The organism is Rheinheimera sp. SA_1, from assembly GCF_001669775.1.
Taxonomy (GTDB): domain Bacteria; phylum Pseudomonadota; class Gammaproteobacteria; order Enterobacterales; family Alteromonadaceae; genus Pararheinheimera.
On sequence record NZ_LXWK01000011.1, the window covers coordinates 1,354,037 to 1,378,621 of the forward strand.

Annotated in this window: 12 protein-coding genes; 4 read left to right on the plus strand and 8 right to left on the minus strand. The window is 50.0% G+C overall.

Translation table 11 applies throughout. From position 1 onward, the window contains the following. Positions 1 to 121 precede the first annotated feature (121 nt). Entirely contained in the window at positions 122 to 1,264 is a 1,143-nt protein-coding gene (locus A5320_RS06675; RefSeq protein ID WP_197490006.1) for a hypothetical protein, read from the minus strand. A 295-nt stretch (positions 1,265 to 1,559) separates the two neighbouring features. After that, positions 1,560 to 3,800: a TonB-dependent receptor gene (locus tag A5320_RS06680; RefSeq protein WP_068062527.1), complete on the minus strand. Its 2,241-nt coding sequence runs from the start codon at positions 3,798 to 3,800 to the stop codon at positions 1,560 to 1,562. Positions 3,801 to 4,127: 327 nt separating this feature from the next. Here A5320_RS06680 and A5320_RS06685 point away from each other — a divergent pair, with 327 nt between their 5' ends. The 3 genes from A5320_RS06685 to A5320_RS06695 all read left to right on the plus strand — a co-directional run bounded on the left by A5320_RS06685 (position 4,128) and on the right by A5320_RS06695 (position 13,616). Further along, positions 4,128 to 10,712 carry a response regulator gene (locus tag A5320_RS06685; protein ID WP_068062530.1) on the plus strand — a complete coding sequence of 2,195 codons (6,585 nt, stop codon included), beginning with the start codon at positions 4,128 to 4,130 and terminating at the stop codon, positions 10,710 to 10,712. 103 nt (positions 10,713 to 10,815) lie between these two features. Continuing rightward, complete coding sequence (locus A5320_RS06690) at positions 10,816 to 11,748, plus strand: GGDEF domain-containing response regulator (protein WP_068062533.1); 933 nt, start codon at positions 10,816 to 10,818, stop codon at positions 11,746 to 11,748. A gap of 2 nt (positions 11,749 to 11,750) precedes the next feature. Continuing rightward, positions 11,751 to 13,616 carry a response regulator gene (locus A5320_RS06695; protein WP_068062536.1) on the plus strand — a complete coding sequence of 622 codons (1,866 nt, stop codon included), beginning with the start codon at positions 11,751 to 11,753 and terminating at the stop codon, positions 13,614 to 13,616. A gap of 126 nt (positions 13,617 to 13,742) precedes the next feature. Here the strand turns inward: A5320_RS06695 and A5320_RS06700 are convergent, their stop codons facing one another. From A5320_RS06700 to rmuC, 5 genes are all read right to left on the minus strand, one after another. Beyond that, positions 13,743 to 14,537, minus strand: coding sequence for a hypothetical protein (locus A5320_RS06700; RefSeq protein ID WP_068062538.1), 795 nt, complete (start codon positions 14,535 to 14,537; stop codon positions 13,743 to 13,745). A gap of 151 nt (positions 14,538 to 14,688) precedes the next feature. Continuing rightward, entirely contained in the window at positions 14,689 to 17,646 is a 2,958-nt protein-coding gene (locus A5320_RS06705; RefSeq protein WP_082971568.1) for a TonB-dependent receptor domain-containing protein, read from the minus strand. A 525-nt stretch (positions 17,647 to 18,171) separates the two neighbouring features. Continuing rightward, entirely contained in the window at positions 18,172 to 18,732 is a 561-nt protein-coding gene (locus A5320_RS06710; RefSeq protein WP_068062541.1) for a hypothetical protein, read from the minus strand. Next, entirely contained in the window at positions 18,729 to 19,601 is an 873-nt protein-coding gene (locus A5320_RS06715; RefSeq protein ID WP_068062544.1) for a substrate-binding periplasmic protein, read from the minus strand. The genes A5320_RS06710 and A5320_RS06715 overlap by 4 nt, the downstream gene beginning before the upstream one ends. Beyond that, positions 19,601 to 20,968, minus strand: coding sequence for a DNA recombination protein RmuC (rmuC, locus tag A5320_RS06720; protein WP_082971569.1), 1,368 nt, complete (start codon positions 20,966 to 20,968; stop codon positions 19,601 to 19,603). The genes A5320_RS06715 and rmuC overlap by 1 nt, the downstream gene beginning before the upstream one ends. A gap of 201 nt (positions 20,969 to 21,169) precedes the next feature. On the opposite strand from rmuC, the gene gorA reads away from it, so the two are divergent. Continuing rightward, a complete protein-coding gene (gene gorA, locus A5320_RS06725; RefSeq protein ID WP_068062547.1) occupies positions 21,170 to 22,516 on the plus strand; it encodes a glutathione-disulfide reductase in 1,347 nt (448 codons plus the stop codon). Between the two features lie 158 nt (positions 22,517 to 22,674). Here gorA and A5320_RS06730 read toward each other — a convergent pair whose 3' ends face one another. After that, positions 22,675 to 24,312 carry a methyl-accepting chemotaxis protein gene (locus A5320_RS06730; RefSeq protein WP_068062549.1) on the minus strand — a complete coding sequence of 546 codons (1,638 nt, stop codon included), beginning with the start codon at positions 24,310 to 24,312 and terminating at the stop codon, positions 22,675 to 22,677. Positions 24,313 to 24,585 lie beyond the last annotated feature (273 nt).

A 24,585-nucleotide genomic window follows, 5' to 3' on the forward strand; every position in this document is an offset into this window, starting at 1 on the left:
AGGCAGAGTGTTTTTGGTTTGTGCCGAGCATAACAAAAAAGCTACGGCAGAAGAACTCCAGGAAACAGATTGCGATTGGTCGTAACAAAAATACGACCAATCGCTCGTGGTAGAACATTATTCAAGAACTTGGGAACAGTTTAATATCGGTATTAAAGCCAAATAGTTTGCCGCACCAGATAAACACTTGCCACACCAATACGCCAAATGGGATATAACCAAAATAACCCAACAAAGGCATTTCCGAAAACAGGTGAATAACATCAACATAAGGGATGTTGTAGACCCAATAATTCGGATTCGTTACCGGCTCGGCCACAAAATGGTGGCTGCCAAAATTCCAGAATTCCCAGAAAAAGCCATTCAGCAACGACGCCATGCCAATCAATAAACCAGCTGACCAGTCACCTTTGGCAATATCGGTAAAGGGATTCCAGATGTTCAGCCGCAACAGCACACCGGTCATCACCGCAAAAGGCCCAATCCAAACCACCCAGAACAGCGGATACGGATACAACACCATCAGGCCAATCAACAGCGCACCAATAGCAATAAGATAATTCCCGTTTAAATTCCACACCGGGCCATTTTTGTAACGCGCGACCAGTTTCGGGAAGGTCAGCAACAGACAATACCATTCCAGGATCACTGGAGTCACCGTGCTATAGGTCAGCAAAAACTCAATGGTGAGCACGGTTTTTGACCAGGGCGCAGCGGCAGAATCCGGGTAGAACCAGTTGGCGAGGACGAAGTAATCATAAAATTCAAAATAAGCCCAGCCACCAATGGATACCACACCCGCCAGCGCCATCAGCACCGGTTGTTTTGACACCAGCGAAGATCCGTTATTGCGCTGATAAACAATGCCATCCAGCACAAACACAAAACCCCACCACAGCGGCGTAAAAGACCAATACACCAGGTCGCCAAAAGCCATCGAATGTGACCACATCAGCCACCAGAAAAACAAATTGACCACCAATCCGGCATAAAACCACCAGGGCAAAGGTTTGCGATCAGCAGCAGGCGCTGGCGTACCGCCTTTAAAACCCATTTTTTGTGGAATGAGCATCATGCAGCTAATCCAGACCGCGCCAATGGCGACCAGAATAAAATAAATCAAATTAAAACCTGGCGCCTGCGCCACAAATTGCGGCGGAAATTCGCCAAAACCAGGAGGTAAATGGGTGGGATAGACAAACCAGGACACAATTAATGGTAACAGCAAAGTGGCCAGGACTGGCCACAGCAATTGAAAGCGCATAAGCATTTATCCCCTTCATCCTTGAAGCTGTAGGGTTGTTGCCTTCGTTCACTCGCCCTAGTCACATAGTTCACTATGCTCCTGGGGTCTCGTTTACTCGTCGCCTACCTACAACTTCAATGATTTTGGGGATATACCCGATTTCTCGTCGCTACAGCTTTGCTGTCACGATCTAACTTCAAGAGGTACGGGAATATACCTTCATCCTTGACACTGTGGCTTGGTCAACTTCCAGCTGCAACTACAACGATGTTAGTTATTGTTGTGAAATACGCGGCCTTTATCTGGTCCTGCCCTAAAAATGATAGGTCACACCAACGCCAAGCTGACGAGCTTCACCGCGCAATTGAGTGACTGCTGATAATGCAGCAATCGAATCAAATTTAAGCTCAGTATATTGTTTATTCAATAAATTTTTACCAAAAACAGCAAGTTCCAGTTCTGGCATTGGCTGATAGGCGATACGACCATGCCATAAAGTGTAGCCATCCTGCCGGATATAAGGGTTTTCATACTGATCAAAAAAGAACTCTGACTGGTAGACAAAACCCAGTTGCAGCAGCAAATGGTTCACCACCGCCGACAAGTCATATTCCAGCTGACCACTGGCCATCCATTCTGAGGTAAACGGCAAACGGTTGTCTGCGACAAACAACGCATTGCTTTGATCTGAACCAAGCTCAGCTTTTGGAATATGCCCTACAGCAAGATCCAATTTTAGTGCCGCGACCGGCCGCCAACTCATTTCGGCTTCAACACCATAGATTGTTGATTCACCTGCATTTTTAAGTACGTGATAAGGTGCAGGGCCAGAGGTTTGATTCACAAACACCTGCTGGTCCTGGTAATCATAATAAAACGCCGCCCAGTCGAAGCTGAGCTGCTGTTGCGGTGCCAGCCAATGACCACCCACTTCCCAGGCGGTCAGCCGTTCCGGTGCATAGGTGGAATCTGCCGCTTGTTGCGGGCTGGTGGAATAACCGCCGTTATAACCACCGGCTTTAAAGCCACGCGACAGGCTGTAATACTGGTTGTAGTTGCTGTTGATTTTTTGCAGCAGCGCCAGCTTACCGGACCATTCGCTATCGGCCACTTCACCGGCTAAGTCCCAGAGTTTTGGAATATACATCGGTACTGTGTCTAAATCAGCGCGCGCCACATAGTCGGTTTGTTCTCGGGTGTAACGCAAACCGGCGGTCAAAGTCCAGGCCTCGGATAATGGTTGATCCAGCTGGCTATAGGCAGAAACTGACTGGTTATCTAACTGATTAAAATATAAAAATTGCGCAGGTACTGCCGCCAGCGCTGGAATAGCGCGAAAATCGCGGAACAGATCTAAATCGTTTTGCTGATCCAGACTTTCATTGAGGTAAAACAAGCCGGAAATCCAGTAGCGCCCATCCTGCTCTATTGCCAGGCTGAATTCCTGACTGAAAAATTCGTTGTCGGAATCAAAACTGCCTTCAATAAAATTACCCGGGCCGTCTGAATCAAACGAATGAAAACGTTGTAAATCTTTGACTGCCGTCACTGATTTAAACTGATAACCAGGCGCCAGTTCGCCACTGACATTGACCGAGCCGGTCCAGCCTTCAGTATCATGTTTTTTATCATGGGTATCAGCGACCGTCTGCCAAAAATCATCGCTAGGACCAGTCAGACCAAAACTATCCACACAGTTTCTGCTGCCGACCTCTGACAACGGACATAAAGCTCCATTGCTACCTGGCGCCAGAATACCCGCGCTGTAAATTGGTTTAGGCGCACCTTCGATATCTTCCAGCGTCAGTTTGCTGCTGATCACCCAGTTTTCCAGTTCAGTGCGCACAATCAATCGCAGATTGTTATGACGCATGCCACCGTCCTGCCCCAGCGGAAACAGATTTTGCATACTGTATTGATAATCTTTATGTTGCAGTGCCAACCGGGCTGAGGTCTGCTCGGTTAACGGCATATTCAGCGCCGCGGTTAGTTGCCGGGTATCGTGCTCAGCAATTTCGGCACTGGCATAACCGCTAAATTCGCCGTCAGGCTGCCGCGACATGAGTAAAATTGCACCGCCGGTGGTATTGCGACCAAACAAAGTACCCTGCGGTCCACGCAACACATCCACCTGTTCTAAATCAAACAGGCTGCTGCTTAAAAAGTTGGCGCCGCCGCTGACCACATCGTCGCTATAAATAGCAATCGGGGAAATAGTCGAGGTGTTGTAATCGAACATTCCCACACCACGAATATTAAAAGACGGTGTGGTGCCCTCGCCGGCCACGGTTGAAGCCAGTAAATTTGGTGCCAGCCCTGATAACTGGGTGGTATCAGCTATCCGGCGTTGCGCTAAAGTTTCGCCATCCAGGCTGCTGACGGCCAGCGATACTTCAGATTTTGGTTGTGGCCGTTTTTGTGCATACACTTCAATGACTTCGATAGCGGTTTCCCGATCGCTTGCATCTGGCGTCACGGGCTCTGCAGCCGTGACCATAGCAGACGGAACAAGCAGCACTGCGGCTGCGATGGTGGCGAACATTGAGTCTGTCATCACAAATCCAAATCAGAAAATGAATGTTGGCTGTCAATTGCCGCTGAAATCGTCCGTGAAGAGAACCTATTGAAGTGCGCTAAGCATAGCCTGCGACGACCTGATCCAGCCAGCATGGTGCTGAAAATAGCCTTAAAAATAATGAAAAAAATAGCAAAGCGAACAAAGAACTGTGATTGTCCGGGCCACATGGCAGAAAAATATTCCCGAAAGCTCAACCAACTCCGGTTTTGCCCTTTATTCTTTTACAGTTAATGCATAAGCTCAGTCTTTACCTAAAAACATTGATGTTACCCGGAACTTCGGGTCTGTGGGGAAGTGCCAGGCATGTTGTCACTGCAAAATTTTACCGATGTTCAGGAACAGTCGGCCTTATCGGCTTATGTCAGATTATTCAGCGCCAGTCTGCACGGTCAGCAACTGCTGATTAAGCAAATGGACAAAAACCGGCCGCTACCGCAGTTCGATTTACAGGAACTGCAACCACAGCTACCGGCGCCGATCCACAGCTGGTCCGATAATCAGTACGATTATCAGAGTTTCTCTGCCACTGCCTTGCCAGAACAACTGAGCCAGGTACTGGGCAATCTGGCGGCGGCCAACCTTGGTGTGCAACTGCAGTGGATGTTACAACTCACTTTGTTATTAGAATCGCTCCATCAGCGGCAATTGGTGCTGGGCGATTTACGCGCTTGTGCAGTTTTCCGCTGCGCGAACAGTCGTAGCCTGGTACTATTGGATGTATCACAAGCGGCGGCGATCAGCAGCGTCAACAGCCTGAAACTGCATCAGTACGACGACTTAAACGCCCTGCGCACTATCGCGCCGGAAGCGACTGGCCGGGTCAATGCGCCGCTGGATCAACGCACCGATTTGTACAGCCTGGGCGTGTTGTTTTACGCCATCGTTGCCGGACGTTATCCGTTTGAACAACAACAACCGATTGAACTGGTGCACGCGCATATCGCGCTGACCCCCCCGCCGTTGCCCTTGATCCCGGCGCCGCTGAATTTACTGATCAGTACCTTGCTGCAAAAAAACTCCAATCAAAGATACAGCCAGATCAGTGGCTTGCGTCATGACCTGGAATTATTACTGAATCAGTGGCAACAACAGCAGCAGTTGGAGTTGCCGGAACTGTCATTACGGTTGGGTGATCAACAACTGCATTTTTCCAGTCAATTGTACGGCCGCGAGACACAACAGGCACAATTACAGGCGTTGTATCAGCAGGTGCGGCAACAGCAACAAAATCAGCTGCTGCTGATTGAAGGTTATTCCGGCATTGGCAAAACGGCGCTGATCGACCAGCTATACCGCCATACCTTGATCGAACGACCACATTTTTGCCGTGGCAAATTTGACCAATATCAGCGCAACCAGCTGTATAGCGCCTGGCAGCAACTGCTGACGGACCTTTCTGAACAACTGCTGCAGGAACCCGCGGCACAATTGCAGACGTGGCAGCAGCAATTGCAACAAGTGTTGGGCGGGCAGATTTCGGTACTGCAGGCCTTGATCCCATCGCTGCAACCGTTGTTGGGCGAACCTCAGACCAAAGCTACCCCCCCAGGTACCGAAACCGGCTTTAATGCCAGTGTTGACCCAGGTATCGATCAGCTGTTGTTGCAGTTTTTCCGGGTGATGGGGCAAATTTGCAGCCAATCGAAGCGGCCATTGGTGCTGCTGCTCGACGATGTGCAATGGGCGGATAATTCCAGTTTGCGCTTATTACAGGCCTTACTGACGGATGATGGAGTGCGCGGTATTTTATTGATCCTGTCATACCGCGACAATGAAATGGACGAAGTCCATCCGCTGCGCCATATACTGCAAAAACTGCAGCAGGCCGGGGTCGAACCGCAGCGGATTGAGCTGCAATCACTTGATCAAAACGCTGTGACCGCCTGGCTGGCCGACACCTTACGCCAGCCTCCGGCACAGCTGCATGACTTCAGCCAGCTGCTGATTGAAAAAACCAGTGGCAACCCGTTCTTTTTAAGACAGTTTTTGCTGATGTTACAGCAAAAAAACTTACTTGTTTGCGATGACAAAGGCCGCTGGAGCTGGGATATCAACGCCATCGCCCGGCAAAATATTACCGACAATCTGGTGGAACTGACCGCACAACGTTTCGCAACCTTGTCGCCTGGCGCGCATCAACTGCTAAAAGTCGCCGCATTATTGGGCGAAACCGCTGATCTGCAGGTGTTGGCTGCGGTGCTGCAACAATCTTATCCGGCATTGCAACCGGTGATTGGCGAAGTCGTCCACACCGGCATAATGACGGCATACAGCCAACAGCATGGTGCGCAAATTTCCAGCCTGCGATTTGTGCATGACCGGCTGCAACAAGCGGCTTTTGCACTGTTGCAGGACGACGCCACAGCGCTGCACCGTGCAATTGCTGATTATTATCTGCAAGGTCGCAGCGAAGCAGAGCAACAACAAAATTTGTTCTCCTATATCGACCATCTGAATGCCGCCGGTGATAACGCCGTCAGCCATTATGGTGCTCTGGCTGTTGCACAGCTCAATCTGGCGGCGGCACGGCAGGCGCATGCCGGCAATGCCTGGCATGAAGCGGCAGCCTATTATCAGCGAGCCTATAACCTCAGCGGTCAGGCCGACGACACGCCCACCCCTACGACTACCCAACTACGTTTTGACAGTTTACTCGGCATGGCCAATTGCCAATACCTGACGCAACAATATGATGCCGCAGACCAAAGTTGTCTGCAGCTCCATCAGGCTGCCGATCTGCCCCTGCCCAGAATGCAGGTGGCCCGGCTGGAGATATTATTGTTGTTTGCCCGCAACAACTTTGCTCCGGCATTTGAACTGGCACAGCAGGTGTTGCAGCCGGTTGGTGTCGACATCAGTCAGCTCGATGACATTCCGGTGCGATATCTAGAGCTCGAGCAACTCTATGATAAAACCCGCATCAGCGATTTGGTGCAGCAACCCGCGCTGACGTCCGCGGAATTGCTGATGGCAATGGAAATTCTGAATACCCTGCTGACGGTGGCTTATCTGGTGAGCCCGCTCCATTACCTGGCAGTGAGTTACGCCTTGGTCAGTCTGAGTATTCAAAACGGCCATTGTGCGGCGTCCAGCAAAGCTTATTCTACCCATGCCATGAACCTCAGCGGCGCTTTTGGTCAGTACAAAGAGGCGCTGGATTTTGCTGACTTAGCTATAGTTGTGAACCAGCAATATCAGGGGAAATTTGCCCCGGAGCTGAATTTCCAGCGGGCAGCGACCGTATTGCACTGGAATGCACCGTTGCAAAAAAGCTTGCAAGCCCTGGAACAAAACACTTATCTGGCGCTCGGTCAGGGCAATCTGGAATATGCGGTACATTCGGCACTGTTTTTTAGCTTTTATCAGAGCCTGAGCGGCACATCGCTGGATGAAGTCGCCATCAATCTGCAGAAGTACCGCCAGTTTATCAGCGAAAAAAAATTCGCTTATAACCTCGAATATATCCGGCTGTGGCAACAGTATGTGCTGAACTTGCAGATGAGTGATTTACAAGCCAGCGAAGGTGACGTGCTCCTGCTCAGCGGCGAAGCTTTTAATGAAGCTGAGCAATTACCGCTGCTGGAACAAACTAACAATGTCACGATTTTATTTTGTTATCACAGTATCAAACTGATGCTGGCTTATTTGTTTAATGACGATGAAGCTGCCATTCGCCATTATCAGGCCGCATTACCGCTGACCGGTGTGGCGATGTCGTTGTATCACCAGACCGAATTTTATTTTTTTGCGGCACTGCTGGCCACCCGCCTCTGCCAACAACAGCCGGAACAGCAATCACAATGGCAACCGCTGGCCGAACAATATCTGCAGCTGTTGCAGCAATGGAGCCGCCGCGCATCGGCCAACCATCAGCATAAAGTGGCGCTGCTGGAAGCTGAGCTCGCCGCAATCGCAAAGCAACCGCTGGCCTGGCAGGCTTATGATCAGGCGTTGAAACTGGCGCAGCAGAGCGGTTTTTGTCAGCATCACGCCATTGCGGCAGAATTAACCGCCGGTTACTGGCAACGTCTGGGCAAAGCCGATTTTGCCAGTCTGCACTGGCAACAGGCGCTGCAACAATACCAGAACTGGCAGGCACATCGCAAAGTTGCACAGTTGCAACAGTTACAACCGCAACTGCAAACCAAGCCACAAAACCAGTTGCTGGATATGGCTTCGGTACTGAAAGCTGCTGAAACGCTCAGCGGCCAGATTGACCTGAGTGCCTTTTTACAACAAATGATTGAACTGATCGTTGAAAATGCTGGCGCCCAGGCCGGACGCTTGTGGTTGCTGGACGAACAACAACAGTTGCAACTGAAGGCCAGCGCACCAGCAACCAGTGCCAGCCGTGCCATGTCGGGCCAATTATTAGCGCTGGTCAGTCGCACCTTGCAGCCAAGGTTGGTGAATGACCTTGCCGGTAGTGGCAGCTTGTTTCAGGATTTACCACAACCACTGCCAGCCGCAGTGTTATGTATTCCGGTGATTGTCAGCGGCCAGCTCTGTGGTTTGCTCTATCTGGAACATTTTGAACTCAGCGGTGCTTTTACCGAAGATCGCATCAATTTGTTGCAGTTGCTCGCCAATCAGACGGCGATTTTGTCAGAAAACACCCGCTTGTATCATCAGGTAGTTGCCGCCAATAAAAACCTGGAACAAAAAGTCTGGGAACGCACCCAGGAATTGGCGTCCGCCAAAATTAAAGCCGAATCGGCCACCGCTGCCAAATCATCGTTCCTGGCGCGGATGAGCCATGAAATCCGCACCCCGATCAATGCAGTCATTGGCTTAAGCCGGTTAGCCAACAAAACCAGTCTGACCCTCGAGCAACAGGACTACCTCAGTAAAATCCAGGAATCCGGCGAAGTGCTGCTGAGTCTGGTCAATGACATTCTGGACTTTTCCAAAATTGAAGCCGGTAAACTGGAGCTGGAAATTTCCCGCTTTAGTCTGGATAAAGTACTGCAGCGGTCGGTGAATCTGAATGCGCTGAAAGCCCATGCCAAAAGCTTAGAGCTGATTTGTAATGTCGATCCGGCACTGCCGGCCATGTTGATGGGCGATCCGCTGCGTATTCAGCAAATTCTGGTGAATTTAATCAGTAATGCGGTGAAGTTCAGCGATCGTGGCGTCATCGGCATTCAAGTAAAATTGCTGCAACAACAAGATAATCAGCTTAGTCTGCAACTGGCGATCAGCGACAATGGCATCGGTATCACCCCAGAGCAGCAACAAGGCTTGTTTCAGTCATTTAGTCAGGCCGATGATTCCATCACCCGCAAATATGGTGGATCCGGGCTGGGTCTGGCGATCTGTAAACAGCTGTGTGAACTGATGGGCGGCAAAATCTGGCTGGAAAGTCAGTATGGTCATGGCACCACGTTTTATTGTCAGCTGCAGGTGCAATCGGCCGACATCCAGCAATCGACGGCGTTGTTACCACTGGATATCAGCAAGCTCAAAGCGCTGGTGGTCGACGATATTACGCTGGCCAGAACGGTCTTGTTAAGCCTGCTCGGCGAAATGGGCATCAGCGCCGATCAGACCGACAATGGTTATCAGGCGATTGAAATGGTGCGTCAGGCTAAGGCTGCTGCACAACCTTATGATTTTGTGCTGATGGATTGGCGGATGCCCGGTATCGACGGCATTGAAACCTCACGTCGCATTCAGCAACTGGACGATGCGCCGCATATTCTGATGGTGTCAGCTTATGATCGGGAGCAAGCCCGCGCCAGTTTGCAGGATGTTAAAATCAGTCAGTTTATTGAAAAACCGGTCAATCAGTCGATTTTGCTGGATGCGCTCTACACTATGCTGGAACAAGACATGCCACGGCGACAGGTCACCGACATCAGCGATATTCCGGATCTGGCCAGATACCGGATTTTGTTAGTGGAAGATCATGCCATCAACCGGCAGGTCGCGCTGGGGCTGCTCAAAGACAGTCAGGTGCAGGTCGATATTGCTGAAAATGGCTTGCTGGCGATCCATCGCCTGCAACAGCAACGTTATGATTTGGTGCTGATGGATATTCAGATGCCGGAAATGGACGGTCTGACCGCCTGTCAGCATATTCGCCAGCAACTGCTGTTGACCGAATTGCCGGTGATTGCAATGACGGCACATGCGATGGCCAGTGACATTGCCAAAAGCAAAGCCGCCGGCATGAACGACCATCTGACCAAACCTATTGATCCACAACAGCTATACAGCACCTTATTGCAATATTTACCGGCCGAACCACACGCCAGACGCCCGGCACCGATTGTTGCGACGGGGCCAACCCTGGCCGAGCAGCAACAATGGCAACAGCTAAATGAATGTTCGGCCATAGACGCGGATCGGGCGTTGAAAAACCTCGGTGGCAAGTTGTCGTTGTATCTGAAGCTGATTGACGATTTCCAACAGGAACATCAGCAACAAAGCAGCAAACTGCAGAGTATGTTCCGGCATCAGCAATGGCAGCCGCTGTATCTGGACATTCATTCGCTGAAATCAACCAGTGCTTATATTGGAGCCTTTGAGTTCTCGCAGCTTTGTCAGCAGTTTGAAACCACCTTGTCGCAGCAAACTGCCACCGCAGAAGCGTTACAGCTGCTCTGTGATCAACTGCAATTGCTGATGCAACAACTGAGCAAAGTGTCGCCGACCGCACCACAACAGATCCAGTTCCAGCATTTAACCGAAGCCTTAACCACTTTGTTGCCGTTATTGCAGGAGTCTGATTTTGCTGCCGAAGATTTGTTGCCGGCCTTGCTGGAAGTGGCCAGCCATCATCCGCACGTCCTGATGGTCGAGCAGATTGCGGCAGACATCCGCCAGGTAGAATATGAAAAAGCCGCCGGTCAAACGGTGCAGTTATTACAACAGTTGCTGCAGTAACGATGCCGGGGGCAAAGTTGACAAGCAGCGGTTTATTGCAAAGACTGAAACAGGCTCAACCGGGTCTCCGACAGATATATGCCGTGCGAATGGCGGGAGTGTTATGGCGGCGTCGCAGCTAAAACAACGGGTACTGATCATTGACGATCAAAAATCGAACCTGAAAATCCTGAGCGATATATTGCGGGATGAGGTCGAGCTCATCCTGGCGCAGGATGGTGAACAAGGGATCCGTAAAGCGACTGAATTTGCACCGGATTTAATTCTGCTGGATGTAGTGATGCCCGGCATTGATGGTTTTGAAGTGATCCGGCAACTGAAACAGGACCCCGCCACTTACCTGATCCCGGTGATTTTTATTACCTCGCTCAACGACGTGACGCACGAAGAACAAGGTTTGTTACTGGGCGCCTGCGATTATATCAACAAACCCTTTCATGCCGCCGTGGTGATGGCCAGGGTGAAACTGCATCTGCAACTCGCCAGGCAACGCTTAATGCTGGAACAGCTGGCCAACATCGACCCGTTAACCGCGGTGGCTAACCGGCGCAAATATCAGGAAGTGCTGGATCGGCAGTGGCGTGCTGCCTGTCGTAAACGCAGCTGCCTGTCGCTGGTGATGGTTGATGTTGATAACTTCAAAATGTACAACGACCATTATGGCCATGCCGCCGGTGATCGGGTGTTGCAGCAAGTTGCGTTAGCACTGGCCGCAGAATTACGCCGTCCTTACGATTTTATTGCTCGTTACGGAGGTGAAGAATTTGTTATCATTCTGCCCGACACCCCCGCTGACGATAGTTTCCGCATTATTGAAGGCTGCCGGGAAGCAATTTTGCAGTTACAAATTCCGCATCAGGCCACCGGCGGATGTCTGACCATCAGCGCCGGCGGTTATAGCTGCTGGCCGGAGCAACTTGATGAGTCGATTTCAGCCTTCGCCTTAAAACAGGCGGATGATTTATTGTATGAAGCGAAGCGGCAAGGCAAAAACCGGGTGTTATGGACTACAGCGGCTGTTGAAATTCAGGGATAACCATGTCGGAACGTGCTCATCTGTTGTTGGTTGATGATGAAAAAACCAACCTCAAAGTTTTGGCCGAGTTATTAAGGTCAGATTACCGGATCCGCCTGGCGCAGAACGGCCAGCAGGCGTTGGAGAAATGTCGCCAGCAACCGCCGGATCTGATCCTGATGGACGTGCTGATGCCTGGCATGGATGGCTTTGAGACCTTAAAAGCGCTGCGGGCCGACACCTTAACCGCGCAAATTCCGGTGATCTTTATTACCGGCCTGCAATCGGCCGACCACGAACAGCAAGGGCTGCAGCTGGGCGCGCAGGATTACATTCACAAACCTTTTCATGCCGAAGTGGTCAAAGCCCGCGTCGCCACCCAGTTAAAACTGATCCGGCAGCGCCAGGAATTACAACTGCTTTCTGAACAACTGACCCAGGCCAACGAAGCCAAAAGCCGTTTTCTGGCCACCATTAGCCATGAAATCCGCACACCGCTGGCGTCGGTCATCGGTTATGCCGAAGCCATTCTGGCCGGCGAATTTGCTGCCAGCGAGCAACTGCAAGCTATTCAGACCATTTGCCAAAATGGCAAACATTTGCAGGCACTGCTGAACGATTTACTCGATCTATCAAAAATTGCTGCCAACAAACTAGATATCGAACTATTGCCGGTCAATCTGTGTCAGCTGGCTGCGGAAATCAGCGCTTTATTGCAGGACAAAGCCCGCCAGAAAGGGCTGGAATTCCAGTTTGATTATCAGCTGCCACTGCCCGCCATGGTGAAAACCGATCCGACCCGGCTGAAACAAATTCTGCTGAACCTGTGTAACAACGCCATCAAGTTCACCGAACAAGGTTTTGTGAAAGTGCTGATCAGCCGTACCGACGGCCAACTACAGTTCGCCGTTAGCGACAGTGGCATTGGCATCGCGCCGGATCAACAACAAAAATTGTTTCATGCCTTTGGCCAGGCGGACGTGTCAGTACAGCGGCAGTACGGTGGCACCGGCCTTGGACTGGTGATTGCACGTCAGCTCTGTGAAAAACTCGGTGGTCAGTTACAGCTGCAAAGCTCGTCGCCAGCCGGCAGCTGTTTTGTCGCCGCCATCAACCTGGACGTGCTACCAGACAGCATCTGGCTGCAGCAGCCAAGCGATATTCAGGAGCAACAACAACGCACCGCACCAACCCCCCTGCCACGGCAACAAATGCGCGGCCGGATTTTACTGGCCGAAGATCAGAATGACACCCGTCAGCTGCTGGTGCGAATGTTACAACATGCCGGATTGGATGTGACAGCGGTTGAAAACGGCGAGTTATTGGTCGAAACAGCGCTAACCGGTGATTTTGATTTGATCCTGTCGGATATTCAAATGCCGAAAATGGATGGTGTCGCCGCCATTGCGTTGCTGCGGGCTGCCGGTATTGATACACCTTGTGTGGCGCTCACTGCTAACACTATGACCCATGAAGTACAAAGCTATTTGGCGGCCGGTTTTGCCACCCATCTGGCGAAACCTGTTGATCGCAATAAGTTCGCTGCAGTGTTAAGTCACTTTTTGGGTGGCAAGCATCATCGCCAGCAACTGCAGTTACCAACAGCAGAACTGGAAGCCATGACGGCGCGTTTTGTGCAAACCTTGCCAGGCCAAATGGCGGAACTGCAACAAAACTGTTTGCAAGCCGACTGGTCGGCCGCCCGTTATCAGGCGCATGCACTCAAAGGCACGGCAGCGTTATTTGGCCTCACCGACTTAAGTTTACTGGCCAGCGAACTGGAGCAACAGCTGCTGCAATCGGGCACTGTACAACCGGAAATTAAAACCACAGTGCAACAGCTGTGTCAGCGGTTACAAGACCAAAGTAACCATCTGGTGATGTCGTAAAAGGTGAAGTCGCCATGCGGCGGACTGCCGCTTGGCGGTGAGTAGCGCCCTACAATTCTTTATTTATCAATAACATTTTATTGAAAACCGCATAGGGCGGACTCACCGGGTCCGCCACAGCAAGCGCTAATAATACCCCAACAAATGCCGCAACCCCGGCGCGGCATATTCCACCAGCTGCTTTTGCAGCAGTGGCAGTTCATCCGGAATTTCTGCTTCCAAACCGACCAGATTTTCACGATGGGTACCACTTTGCTTGCGATCAGAACCAGTCAAAATGCGTTCTTTCCAATCATCAGGCCAGTGCGGCAGATTCAGCACACTGAGCAAATCTTTAAAAAATAGCTCGGCTTCAGGTTTATCAATCGCTTTGAGATGCTTCACCACATCTTCGTACCGCACCAATTTCACCCCGGTGCCCATCCAGGCCACTGCATTGTGGGTGAAGATTTCATTTAAAGTCGGCGCTTTTTGGTAAATGCCAAATATCATCATATTCAACATTTCATCAATCGAAACTTTGCCACCCTTGAGATGATCAATTGAGCCTTGAAAAGTATCAGATAAAAAGAATCTGGCCCGGGCCAGCACCCAGTCGTACGGGTCCCGTACCACCACCACGTGCTGCACCTTCGCTTTACGTAAGGCAATCGCTGAATCATCAGAAAACAGCAGATGACCCCAGCTCAGCATCGGAGATTCGGCGGAAAAGGCGGCCAGATGCTGGTGTAACACCGGAATTTGAATAAACATTTTATGGTATTGCTGCGCCACCGGCACAAACATCCGGAAGATATTGCGCATTAAATGCGTGCCACATTTAGGCACGGAATTAATAAATACCGGTTGCGCCAAAGGCACTTGTGCAAAATTTGGATTTAAATCATTCAGGGTGTCAGGTTTGGCAATGACTCTTGGCATCAGAGTTTCTCTTATTCTTGGCTGACGACAGAACATCAGCTGGTGTACGGGTAGATGCTACAGAAACTACCATAAAGTAGCCGGCAACTGCAGCAGAAAAAAATGCCGGCAAGGCGAAAGCCCGTGCCGGCATTGATGGTGTTGTATTACATCAGAACTGATATGACAGGTTCACGAACACCCGGCGTCCCAGCTGATCATACATACTGTAGAAGGCTGAGTTGCCTTGGCGCTGCACACCACCGGTGTAACTGACGCGAGGAGGCTCTTCATCAAACAAGTTAGCCACACCCAGCGTCGCGGTTAAACCGAGATCGCCCATTTTGTTGGTGACAGAGGCTGAATGATACATCTGCGCATCGGCAGCTAACACCAGCTTCACGGTCTGACCACGAATGGTGGTGGTATCACGGTAAGTACCGTTACCATATTCTTCGTGTTCGGACACATCACCAACATAGCGTATGCTGTAGTTCGCCGACCAGTCGTTTTTCTCCCAGCCTAAACGTAAGTTACCCACGTGTTTTGGACGACCAAAATCACCGACATAACTTTCCGGCACGCTGTTGGCGAACAACTGACGGGTCGCTTCCAACTGGATGGTATGTTCATAACTGACTGAATAGGTACCATAATCGGTATCGATATCATAAGCCGTTTCAATATCCACACCACGGTTATGCTGAGTCGCGATATTACGGAAACCGCTACGGATGGTCTCAATACGCCGATCGAGGGTGCTGCGGGTAAACAGGTTACACAGTGGTTCTATGGCGAAGTTATCTGAATTGTAACAACCAAAGGTTACCTGAGCACCGGTTAATTCGGTCACTTCCGAATCGATGGCGATATCAAAATAGTCCGCTGAAATACTGAAGTTGATAAAATCAGGTGTCCAGACAAAACCATAAGTTTCAGACACTGAAGTTTCAGCTTTTAAGTTACCAGCGCCACCACTCGAAATGACCGTTGCAGAAGAAGCCCCTCCGGTGTAGTTACTTGGAATGCCAGCTGCAGCACAATTTTTCGGAATATTTGATTGTTGATCGGTAATCGTTCCCCAACGAATACATGGATCAACTGTCCGCTGACCCAGGAAGCTGGTTTGTTCGTTCAGGTACAACTCATAAAGTGCAGGTGAACGGAACGAAGTACCGCGTGATGCCCGGATCCGGAAACCTTCACCCAGCATCCAGTTAAAGCCCAGTTTATACGTGGTGTCACTACCGTAAGAATCAACATCGGTGTAGCGGGCTGAAGCAGTAACATCCAGCGCTTCAATCAGCGTTAAATCATTTAACACCGGGATCTGAAACTCAGTAAATACTGCTTTGGAGTTATCTTTACCTGCGGTAATACCCGCAGCCGAAGCACCCCAGACGTTTTTCGCCAGCGTTACAGCTCCTGGTGTGTCAATTAGTTCATCACGTTGTAAAGCAAAACCAAAGGCCGAACTTAATGGGCCGCCTGGTAAATCCATCACGTCACCGGTAATAAAACCTTCCAGTGATTGCTGTTTATAAATGGTGTTACCGGTCTCCTCGCTAAACAAGAAGTCTTTGACTTGCTGGCTCATATTACCGGCCAGGAACTGTGGGTCCAACCATGGCACATCAATACAAGTAGCGCCGCGGACTGCCGTCTTTTGACCCACACAAGAACCAGTGGCATAGGCCGAAATATCGACAGAGTCTTTATAAATCAGCTTGTTGGTGTAATCGCCATCACTGTTACTGTTTTGATAAGACACATCCCAGAACCAGTCACCCAGATTACCATTGGCACCAATGACAAAACGACGGTAATCGACGGTAATTTCAGAGCCATCGTGATCGGTAATTGGCGTAGGGCTGTAAAATTGGTCACCGCGCCAGCCAGTCGATAACGGGTTACCACCACCGAAAGTTTCGCTGTAGACATATCCCCAGAACTGACGATAACCATTGGTATTGGTGACACGACGGTTTAACAGCGCTTCACCATACAACGTGACGTCGTCATTCAGCGAAATATCACCTTGGGCGTAAGCGGTGATCGTTTCCTTTTTAGGAATTAATGATTCCAAATCCTGAAATGGGTGATCCGAGTTAAATACAGCATCGCTTTTATTGTCATAGGCGACCGGGAACCAGCCTGGAGGCGTGACCATAAAACCAGGATTTGAAGGATCAACCGCAAAACCAGGGATATATTTGCCTAAATTGCCATCATAATCGTATTGCGCTTTGGTGCCTGGACGCACGTTGCCGCCTTCGTCCTGATAGTCGTATATCCAGACATGACCCCATGGCAAATCGCTACAATGGTAGTTACCGGTTCTTGGGTCGATATTGTCCGCACGTTCGCCGGTGGTTGGGTTAAAGACATAACGCTCACCACAGTTGTAAAAATCGCGCTGACCTTTAGCCAGTTCTTTATCGAGTTTGTAGTCGACTAACACCCGGAACGAACCGTTATCGACCGTTTTACCGTAAGTGGCGTTGGCACTCATGGTTTCGCCACCGTCTTCCAGTGGCTGGTTCATGTTGACGTTGATAGAAGCATCGTCGCCTTTTTTGGTGATGATGTTCACCACACCGGCAACTGCATCAGAGCCGTATAAAGACGATGCACCGTCTTTTAAAATCTCAACCCGTTCAATGGCTTCGATTGGCAGTACGTTCATATCAAAGGACGCAACTTCACCACGGGTACCAGCAGGGCCGGCCCGACGGCCGTTTAACAGTACCAGCGTTCTGTTGGCACCCAAACCGCGTAATGACAAGGTTTCAGCACCGGTACCACCACCTTCAACAAAGGCAGTAGAAGAAGCTGACGTCACCTGGTTTGAGCCGGCAGCGAGGGTTGAGCTGCGTAATAATTCACCGAGGTTACCAATACCCTGACTAACAGCGACATCGGCATTAATCACCGACACCGGCGCGGCATTATCAAAACCGCCACTGCGGATACGGGAACCGATGACGGAAATCCGTTCGGTTTCTTCTTCTTTAACCGCTTTATCTTCTTCGGTGGTTGCTTGTTGTGCATGTAACCCAAACGCCGTTGTTGCAAATAAGCAACTCATTGCTAAGGCGAGAGGGGTTTTGACTCTCAATGTTGGTTTCATTTTTACCGTTCCTGGATAAGGATTATTTTATTGTTTTATATACCTTTCATCCTTGAACGATGCAGGATCGTCGCCTTCGCTCATTCGCTGAAGCTCACTGGTCACGGTAACCACCGTGGCCTACCTGCATCTTCAATGATTTTGGGTATAGATTTTTTATAAGCAAAACTGCCTATTCTTCTCAATATTAACTAAATTAGGAGATTCGGCAACAAGCAATTTACGGTTGATAAAGTCTGTAACTCAGAGTTATGCCAAATCACCACGCCAGTCTGCTGTTCAAAGTCGGCCTTTTTCGCCCATTGTCGCACTGCCATTCAGTATCGAATCAGAAACAAATCTGACCTCTATCTATAGTAGTCGATGATTTTAATCAGACAAATCAATTACAAAGGATTACAAAATTCGTTGTTGGCTTTTGGCTAAGGCAGACAAAAAGTGGGAACTGCCTGGCCGGAGTTTTCTAAAAGCAGTGCAACACATCCAGCAAAACAAAAACGACAAATAGCCGATGAATCGGGATATTCAGGAGACTGTAGTTTTGTCACGCAGTGACTTCAGCACCTGCGCCACAATCTGGGCATGATCAGCAGGAACGGTCAGGTGTTGATGGGCAAATGCGGCTGGCCAGTGTCGCCAGTTGCCACCCACCACCGCCACCAGATTGGCAAAATTGAAACGGTTGTCGGCAGCCTGATAATTATGCCAATGCTGACAATGTTGCAGCACTGCTTTGCCATTTGGTTTACGCCAGCCGACCGGATCAATAGTCACTAACTCGGTTACCGGATGGCCAGCGGCGATTACCGCAACTGCAGTGCTGGCGCCATAACTGTGCGCAATCAGCAAAGTTGGTTGATCGCGGTGTGCATCCAACCACTGACGAAGCGCCCGATGTTCAGTCCAGCGAAAATATTGCTGTCCTGGCCGCACAAAACGTTTTAGCAACCGGGTCGAAGGGTCCAGAGCACCGCCAACCCAGGCGATAGGTCTGGTTTGTTGCGTGATCGTCTGTGCTTCTGCCAGGGATGATCCAGATGGTGTTAAAGTTGGCGCTGGCAGGATGGAACTCGGCAGCCGGCTCATTGTAACGACCAGCCAAATTCAGCCAGGATGGCCAGATGCGCTGGCTTGCCGTACACCCGTTGCCAGGCCTGCTGCAACCGCTGCCGGCGGGCTGGGGTTAAACTGCTGCGGCTTGCCACTATATATACCGGCGCCCGGTGCAAGGTCAGGCTGAATTGATAAGTAGCGGCCAGTTCCGGATAGGCCCTGCTCCATTCTAAAAACTGAGTTTTGTCTTCGATCATGCCGAGTACCCGATGGCGCTGCAGCATATTCAGCTTTTGGGTCAGGCTATTGGCATATTGTAAAAATGGCTGGTAGGCCGCTTCTGTTTTCATTTGCTCAAAAGCAGCGCCGTAAAAAGCATCACGCAGCACGCCGATAGGCCCGGGTAATAATTTAATGTCGGCCAGTTGTTTGACTGTCGCCAGATGATCTTTATGCAGCACCAGCACCGACTCTTCCATGTAATGAATACCGATAAAATCCGCGTATTGATTCCGCTCTTCGGTGTAGGACATCGTCAACATCAAATCGATTTTACCTTGCTGCAACAAGGTCAGCGAACGCGACCAGGGGCTGCCGATCACTTCCAGCGAACAACCGGCTTCATCGGTTAATAAGCGCAGCAAACGGTGGTGTAATTCGTACCAACGTGGCATCGACAAGCCTTCTTTGGCCACTGTTTCTTTGTTTTCATTTAGATGCGCCACTAAATTACAGGCTGGTTCCGCGGCGCGGTTCACAGCCTGTACCGGAAATGCCAGCATGACGAACATCACGCCACAGGGCGCTAAGCTGATGGACTGGAAGCTTATGAACTGCAAGCCGATGGAGCGTAAGCCGATGGACCATGCGATCTGCAACCTGCGAAGCAGCACCTTCACCATCAGCTTTCTATACTCCCGGGCAATTCCAGATTGGCTTTTTCCAGCAAATCGGCTGCCATTTCAGTTTTCACTGCCACTCCAAGTTCCTTAAATTCGGCCGCTTGTTTAATCAGGTTACCTTTACCGCTGTAGAGTTGGCCAAAGGCTTTATCGTAGCTTTCCCGCGCTTTGTCGAGTTGTTTGCCAACGCCCTGCATACTATCCAAAAAAGATGTCAGCTTGGCGTAGAACTTCTCTGCCCGATTAGCCAGTTCAGCACTGTGTTTGTTCTGATCTTCAAACCGCCATAGCTGCCGCACTATGTTCAGGCTGGTCAATAACGTGGTCGGCGTCGCGACCAGCACATTTCGCTCCAGCGCTTTTTGGTACAACATGGGGTCTTGTTTCAGCGCTTCAACATAAGCCGATTCAATCGGAATAAACATAAACACCACTTCCGGTGAATTTAAGCCATTGAGCTGATAGTAGTTGCGATCCGCCAGCTCAACAATCCGATCCCTTACTGCCTGGCAATGCTCGGCCAGCGCCAATGTACGCTCGTTATCTTGCTCCGCATTGACATACCGGGTATACGCAGCGAGAGAGGTTTTGGCATCAACCACCAGGTGTTTTTGTTGCGGCAGATAAATAATCACATCCGGCCGACGACGGCCTTCATCAGTTTGAAAACTGACTTCTCGCTGGTAATCCACGCCAGCCCGCAGGCCGGAATTGTCCAGCACGTTTTCCAGCATCAATTCGCCCCAGTTGCCCTGCACTTTTTTCTGGCCCTGCAAGGCATTGGTTAATCTGGCGGCTTGGTCGGTAATGGCAAAATTCAGTTTTTGCAGGTTTACCAGCTCGGTTTTCAGCTCAGAGCGTTGTTTCAGCTCTTCGGTGTGAATCGATTCCACTTTATCGCGAAAGCCTTTCATATCAGCCTGCAGCGGTTGTAATAACTGCAATAAACTTTCAGTGCTTTGCTGTTTAAAGTCTTCGCCCTTGCGTTGCAAAATTTCATTGGCCAACAATTCAAACTCTTGTTTTAACTGTTGTTTATTGTCTTTTAATAAGGCGAGTTGGCTTTGATAATGGCTTTGCCGCTCCTGCAATAATACCGTCAGCCGGTCGTATTTTTCTTTAAGATGCTGATAATGCTGCGCCTGCTGTTTTAGCTCATCGTTCAGGGCAAAGTGCTGATGTTTATGCTCCTGCAGTTGCTGCGCGGTGGCGGCAAGTTGCGTTTCCGTTCGGGCTTGTTCCAGACGCAAAATTGCATATAGTCGCTGACGCGACCAAAGCTGCCATAGCAGCACCAGCAGCACCAGCAGCATCATTACCAGTAATACCAGCCAGCCCATGGTTGGGTTGTTACTGATCACATCCATTCTAAGCTCCTGATCTAAATTCGTATTTTGCACATCGACGTTGCAATACTGTATTACTATACAGCGATCGGGGAAAAACGCCCAGTCGTCTGAGGTTGCGTGCTCTACCGCCGCCAGCTCTTGCAAATACCCGGCCGACCCCATATAACAATCTTCATTGCTTATCTTCGCTTTTCGTCGCTTTCACACAGGACCCAACTTATGACTCAACATTTTGACTATATCGCCATCGGTGGCGGCAGCGGTGGTATTGCCAGCGTCAATCGCGCGGCCAGCCACGGCAAAAAATGCGCCATTATCGAAGCCAAAGCGCTGGGTGGCACCTGTGTTAATGTGGGCTGTGTGCCGAAAAAAGCCATGTGGTTTGCCGGACAGGTGGCAGAAGCGTTGAAACTGGCGCCGGATTACGGTTATCCGGTTGAAGTTCCGGCTTTAGACTGGAGCAAACTGGTGGCCAGTCGCGAAGCTTATATTGGCCGTATTCATGCCTCTTACGACAGAGTTCTGGCAAAAAACAATGTCACAGTCATTCAAGGCTTTGCCCGTTTTATTGATAAAAACACCATCGATGTTAACGGCACTTTATACAGCGCCGACCATATCAGTGTTGCCACCGGCGGCCGACCAAGCTGGCCAGAAATTCCAGGCGCCCGTTTTGGCATCGACAGTGATGGTTTTTTTGCGCTGGCCGAACAACCGAAACGAGTGGCGATTGTCGGTGCCGGTTATATCGCTGTGGAAATTGCCGGGGTGCTGAATGCACTGGGCTCGGAAACCCATTTATTAGTCAGACATGAAAAACCGCTGCGTAGCTTTGATCCGATCTTAAGCGACACGCTGGTCGAACAAATGGCGCGGGATGGCCTGACCTTACATCCACATACGCAGGTGAATGCGGTAGAGCAGCAAGCCGACAGCAGTTTGTTATTAAAGCTCAGTGATAACCGTACGCTGGAAGTCGATTGCCTGATTTGGGCCATCGGCCGCACCCCGGCCACCGACAAACTAAATCTGGCAGCCGCCGGCGTCAGCACCGACGAGCAAGGTTTTATCCAGACCGACAAATTCCAGAACAGCAATGTGCCGGGCATTTACGCCATCGGCGACAACACCGGCCGCCTGGCCTTAACACCAGTCGCCGTGGCCGCGGGTCGTCGCTTAGCCGAACGCTTGTTTAACGGTAAAACTGACCTACACCTCAACTACGAACTGGTACCAACGGTGGTGTTTTCACACCCGGCCATCGGCACCATCGGCCTGACCGAACCAGAAGCCCGCGACCAGTTTGGTGATAGCGTAAAGATTTACCAAAGTGAATTCACCGCCATGTACAGCGCGCTGACCAGCCACCGCCAACCGACCCGGATGAAGCTGGTGTGTGCCGGTAAAGATGAAAAAATCGTCGGCTTACATGTGATTGGTTTTGGCGCTGATGAAATGCTGCAAGGTTTTGCGGTGGCAATTAAAATGGGCGCCACTAAGGCTGATTTTGATAACTGTGTGGCGATTCACCCTACTTCAGCGGAGGAGTTTGTGACGATGAGGTAGGGAACCTAACTTCAATGAATGTTGGCGCACTTGCCGCGAAGTGCTTGCTGTAAAGTGACAGGACGCCAACATGATTGGAATATTTTGTACCGGACAACGAACAATTCGACACCAGCACAGCAAACGAAGATTTTTGCTGTGCCTGGCTAGCTAACCGGTTACACCGTTCTATTGGTTTTAAACTGCTTCACATTTAATTCCAGCTTTTTCGCTAATGCTTCGAGCTGATGGCTAGCACTGGTAATTTTACCGGCCTCGTGTTCGGCTTTAAGCGCAGAGCTGGTGATTTGACTGAAGTTGCGGTTGATTTCAGAAGCCACTACCGACTGTTCTTCAGCCGCGGTCGCTATCTGGATGTTCATATCACTGATCCGTGTCACCGACAGATTAATAGCGTTTAATGATTCACCGGCGCATTTTGCCTGTTCCACGCTCAAATCGGCTTGTGACTTACCTTCTTTCATCACCGTCACGGCCAGTACTGAGCTTTGTTGCATTTTCTCGATCACAGCCTTGATTTGCCGGGTCGATTCTTGGGTGCGCCGCGCCAGATTTCTCACTTCATCAGCCACCACCGCAAAACCACGGCCTTGTTCCCCAGCTCGTGCTGCTTCAATCGCGGCATTTAACGCCAGTAAATTAGTTTGTTCCGCAATGCCCTGGATCACTTCCAGCACTTTCGCAATCTGGTGGCTGTCTTCGGACAAATTGTTAATCACTCCGGCAGCTTCGGTCACTTTATCTGCCAGCGCATTAATGCTCTGTTGGGTTTTACTGACTTCCTTTTGACCAGCGCTGAATTCATCCATAGCGGTTTGGGCTAACGCGGCAGCAGTGCTGGTGTGATTGGCTACTTCCAGTACGGTAGAAGACATCTGACTGATGGCCGTCGCACCTTGTTCTGTTTCAAATTTTTGATGGCTCATCAAATCTTCATTCTGTTGTGAAGTGTGCAATAACGAGCCGGATGCTGCCAGTAATTCAGCAGCTGCCCGCATGGAATTATTGGTCATCCCGGTTAAATGATTGGAGAGTGCTTTGGCCGCGCCGAGAATACTGTTGTCAGTCGAGGCTTCAACATTGATGGTTAAATCACCGGACGCAATTTTATTGATGACTAAAGCTGCATACTCCGGTTCACCGCCAACAATTCGTTTTAACGCCTTGACCAATCGTATGGCAACAATGCTCCCAATAATCATCGCAATGATCGTAACCGTAATCATAATTGATTGAAAACTATTGGTTTGCTCGCGGGCCGCAGTGACTTCTTGCTGAATTTTGCCTTCCTGCTCATCAATGAGTTTATTGATCCTTTTTAACCACTCGCTATAAGCAGGAGAAATAGAATTCTGCAGCACTAAAGTCGCTTCGGAAAACTTATTTGCGTTAATCATTTCAAGCAAATCTGCAGTTGCCGCCAGAGTTGACTGTTCAATATCTTTGATGTCTTGCAACAAGCTGATTTCTGTAGTGCTGGGTTTCACTTTTGCATACATATCGTCAAGCGTGACCGCAGATTTTTGATAAAAATCATTTAAACGAACGATATCAGCCTGGTGTTTTTGCGCATCATTCACCCTGCCAGCAAGCACTGCATCGCGAATCGAAATTGCCCGATCATGTACACTGCCCCGAAAATTAATCGCTTGCCGCTGTTCAACAGCAGTTTGTTCTGACAATTGATTTAGATTTTTATCAGCTATCCCAATTTTAACTAACCCTAAAATAGTGATGCCAAGCATGATGACGAGCAATACGGTAAAGCCGGTATAAAGTCGTTTTATGATGTTCATAAATTACCCTTTTATCTTACTGATTAGGCTTGGGAATATTTTTAACCAGCAAGCCTGACTGCTGATCGGTAGAGCCTGGCAAGGTTACTGTGAAGTGGTGAGACAGACAGTGGGCAACATCAATGTTCGTGCAAACGCCAACACAACATTACGTGAAGCCCGCAGATTTAGATCAGTCGCTGTGATATATCAGATAAAAAGCACAGAGCCGCACAGATAGACTCCGGGAAAATGACAAAGTTCATACGGTCGCTTTATAGCGCCTTGGCCATC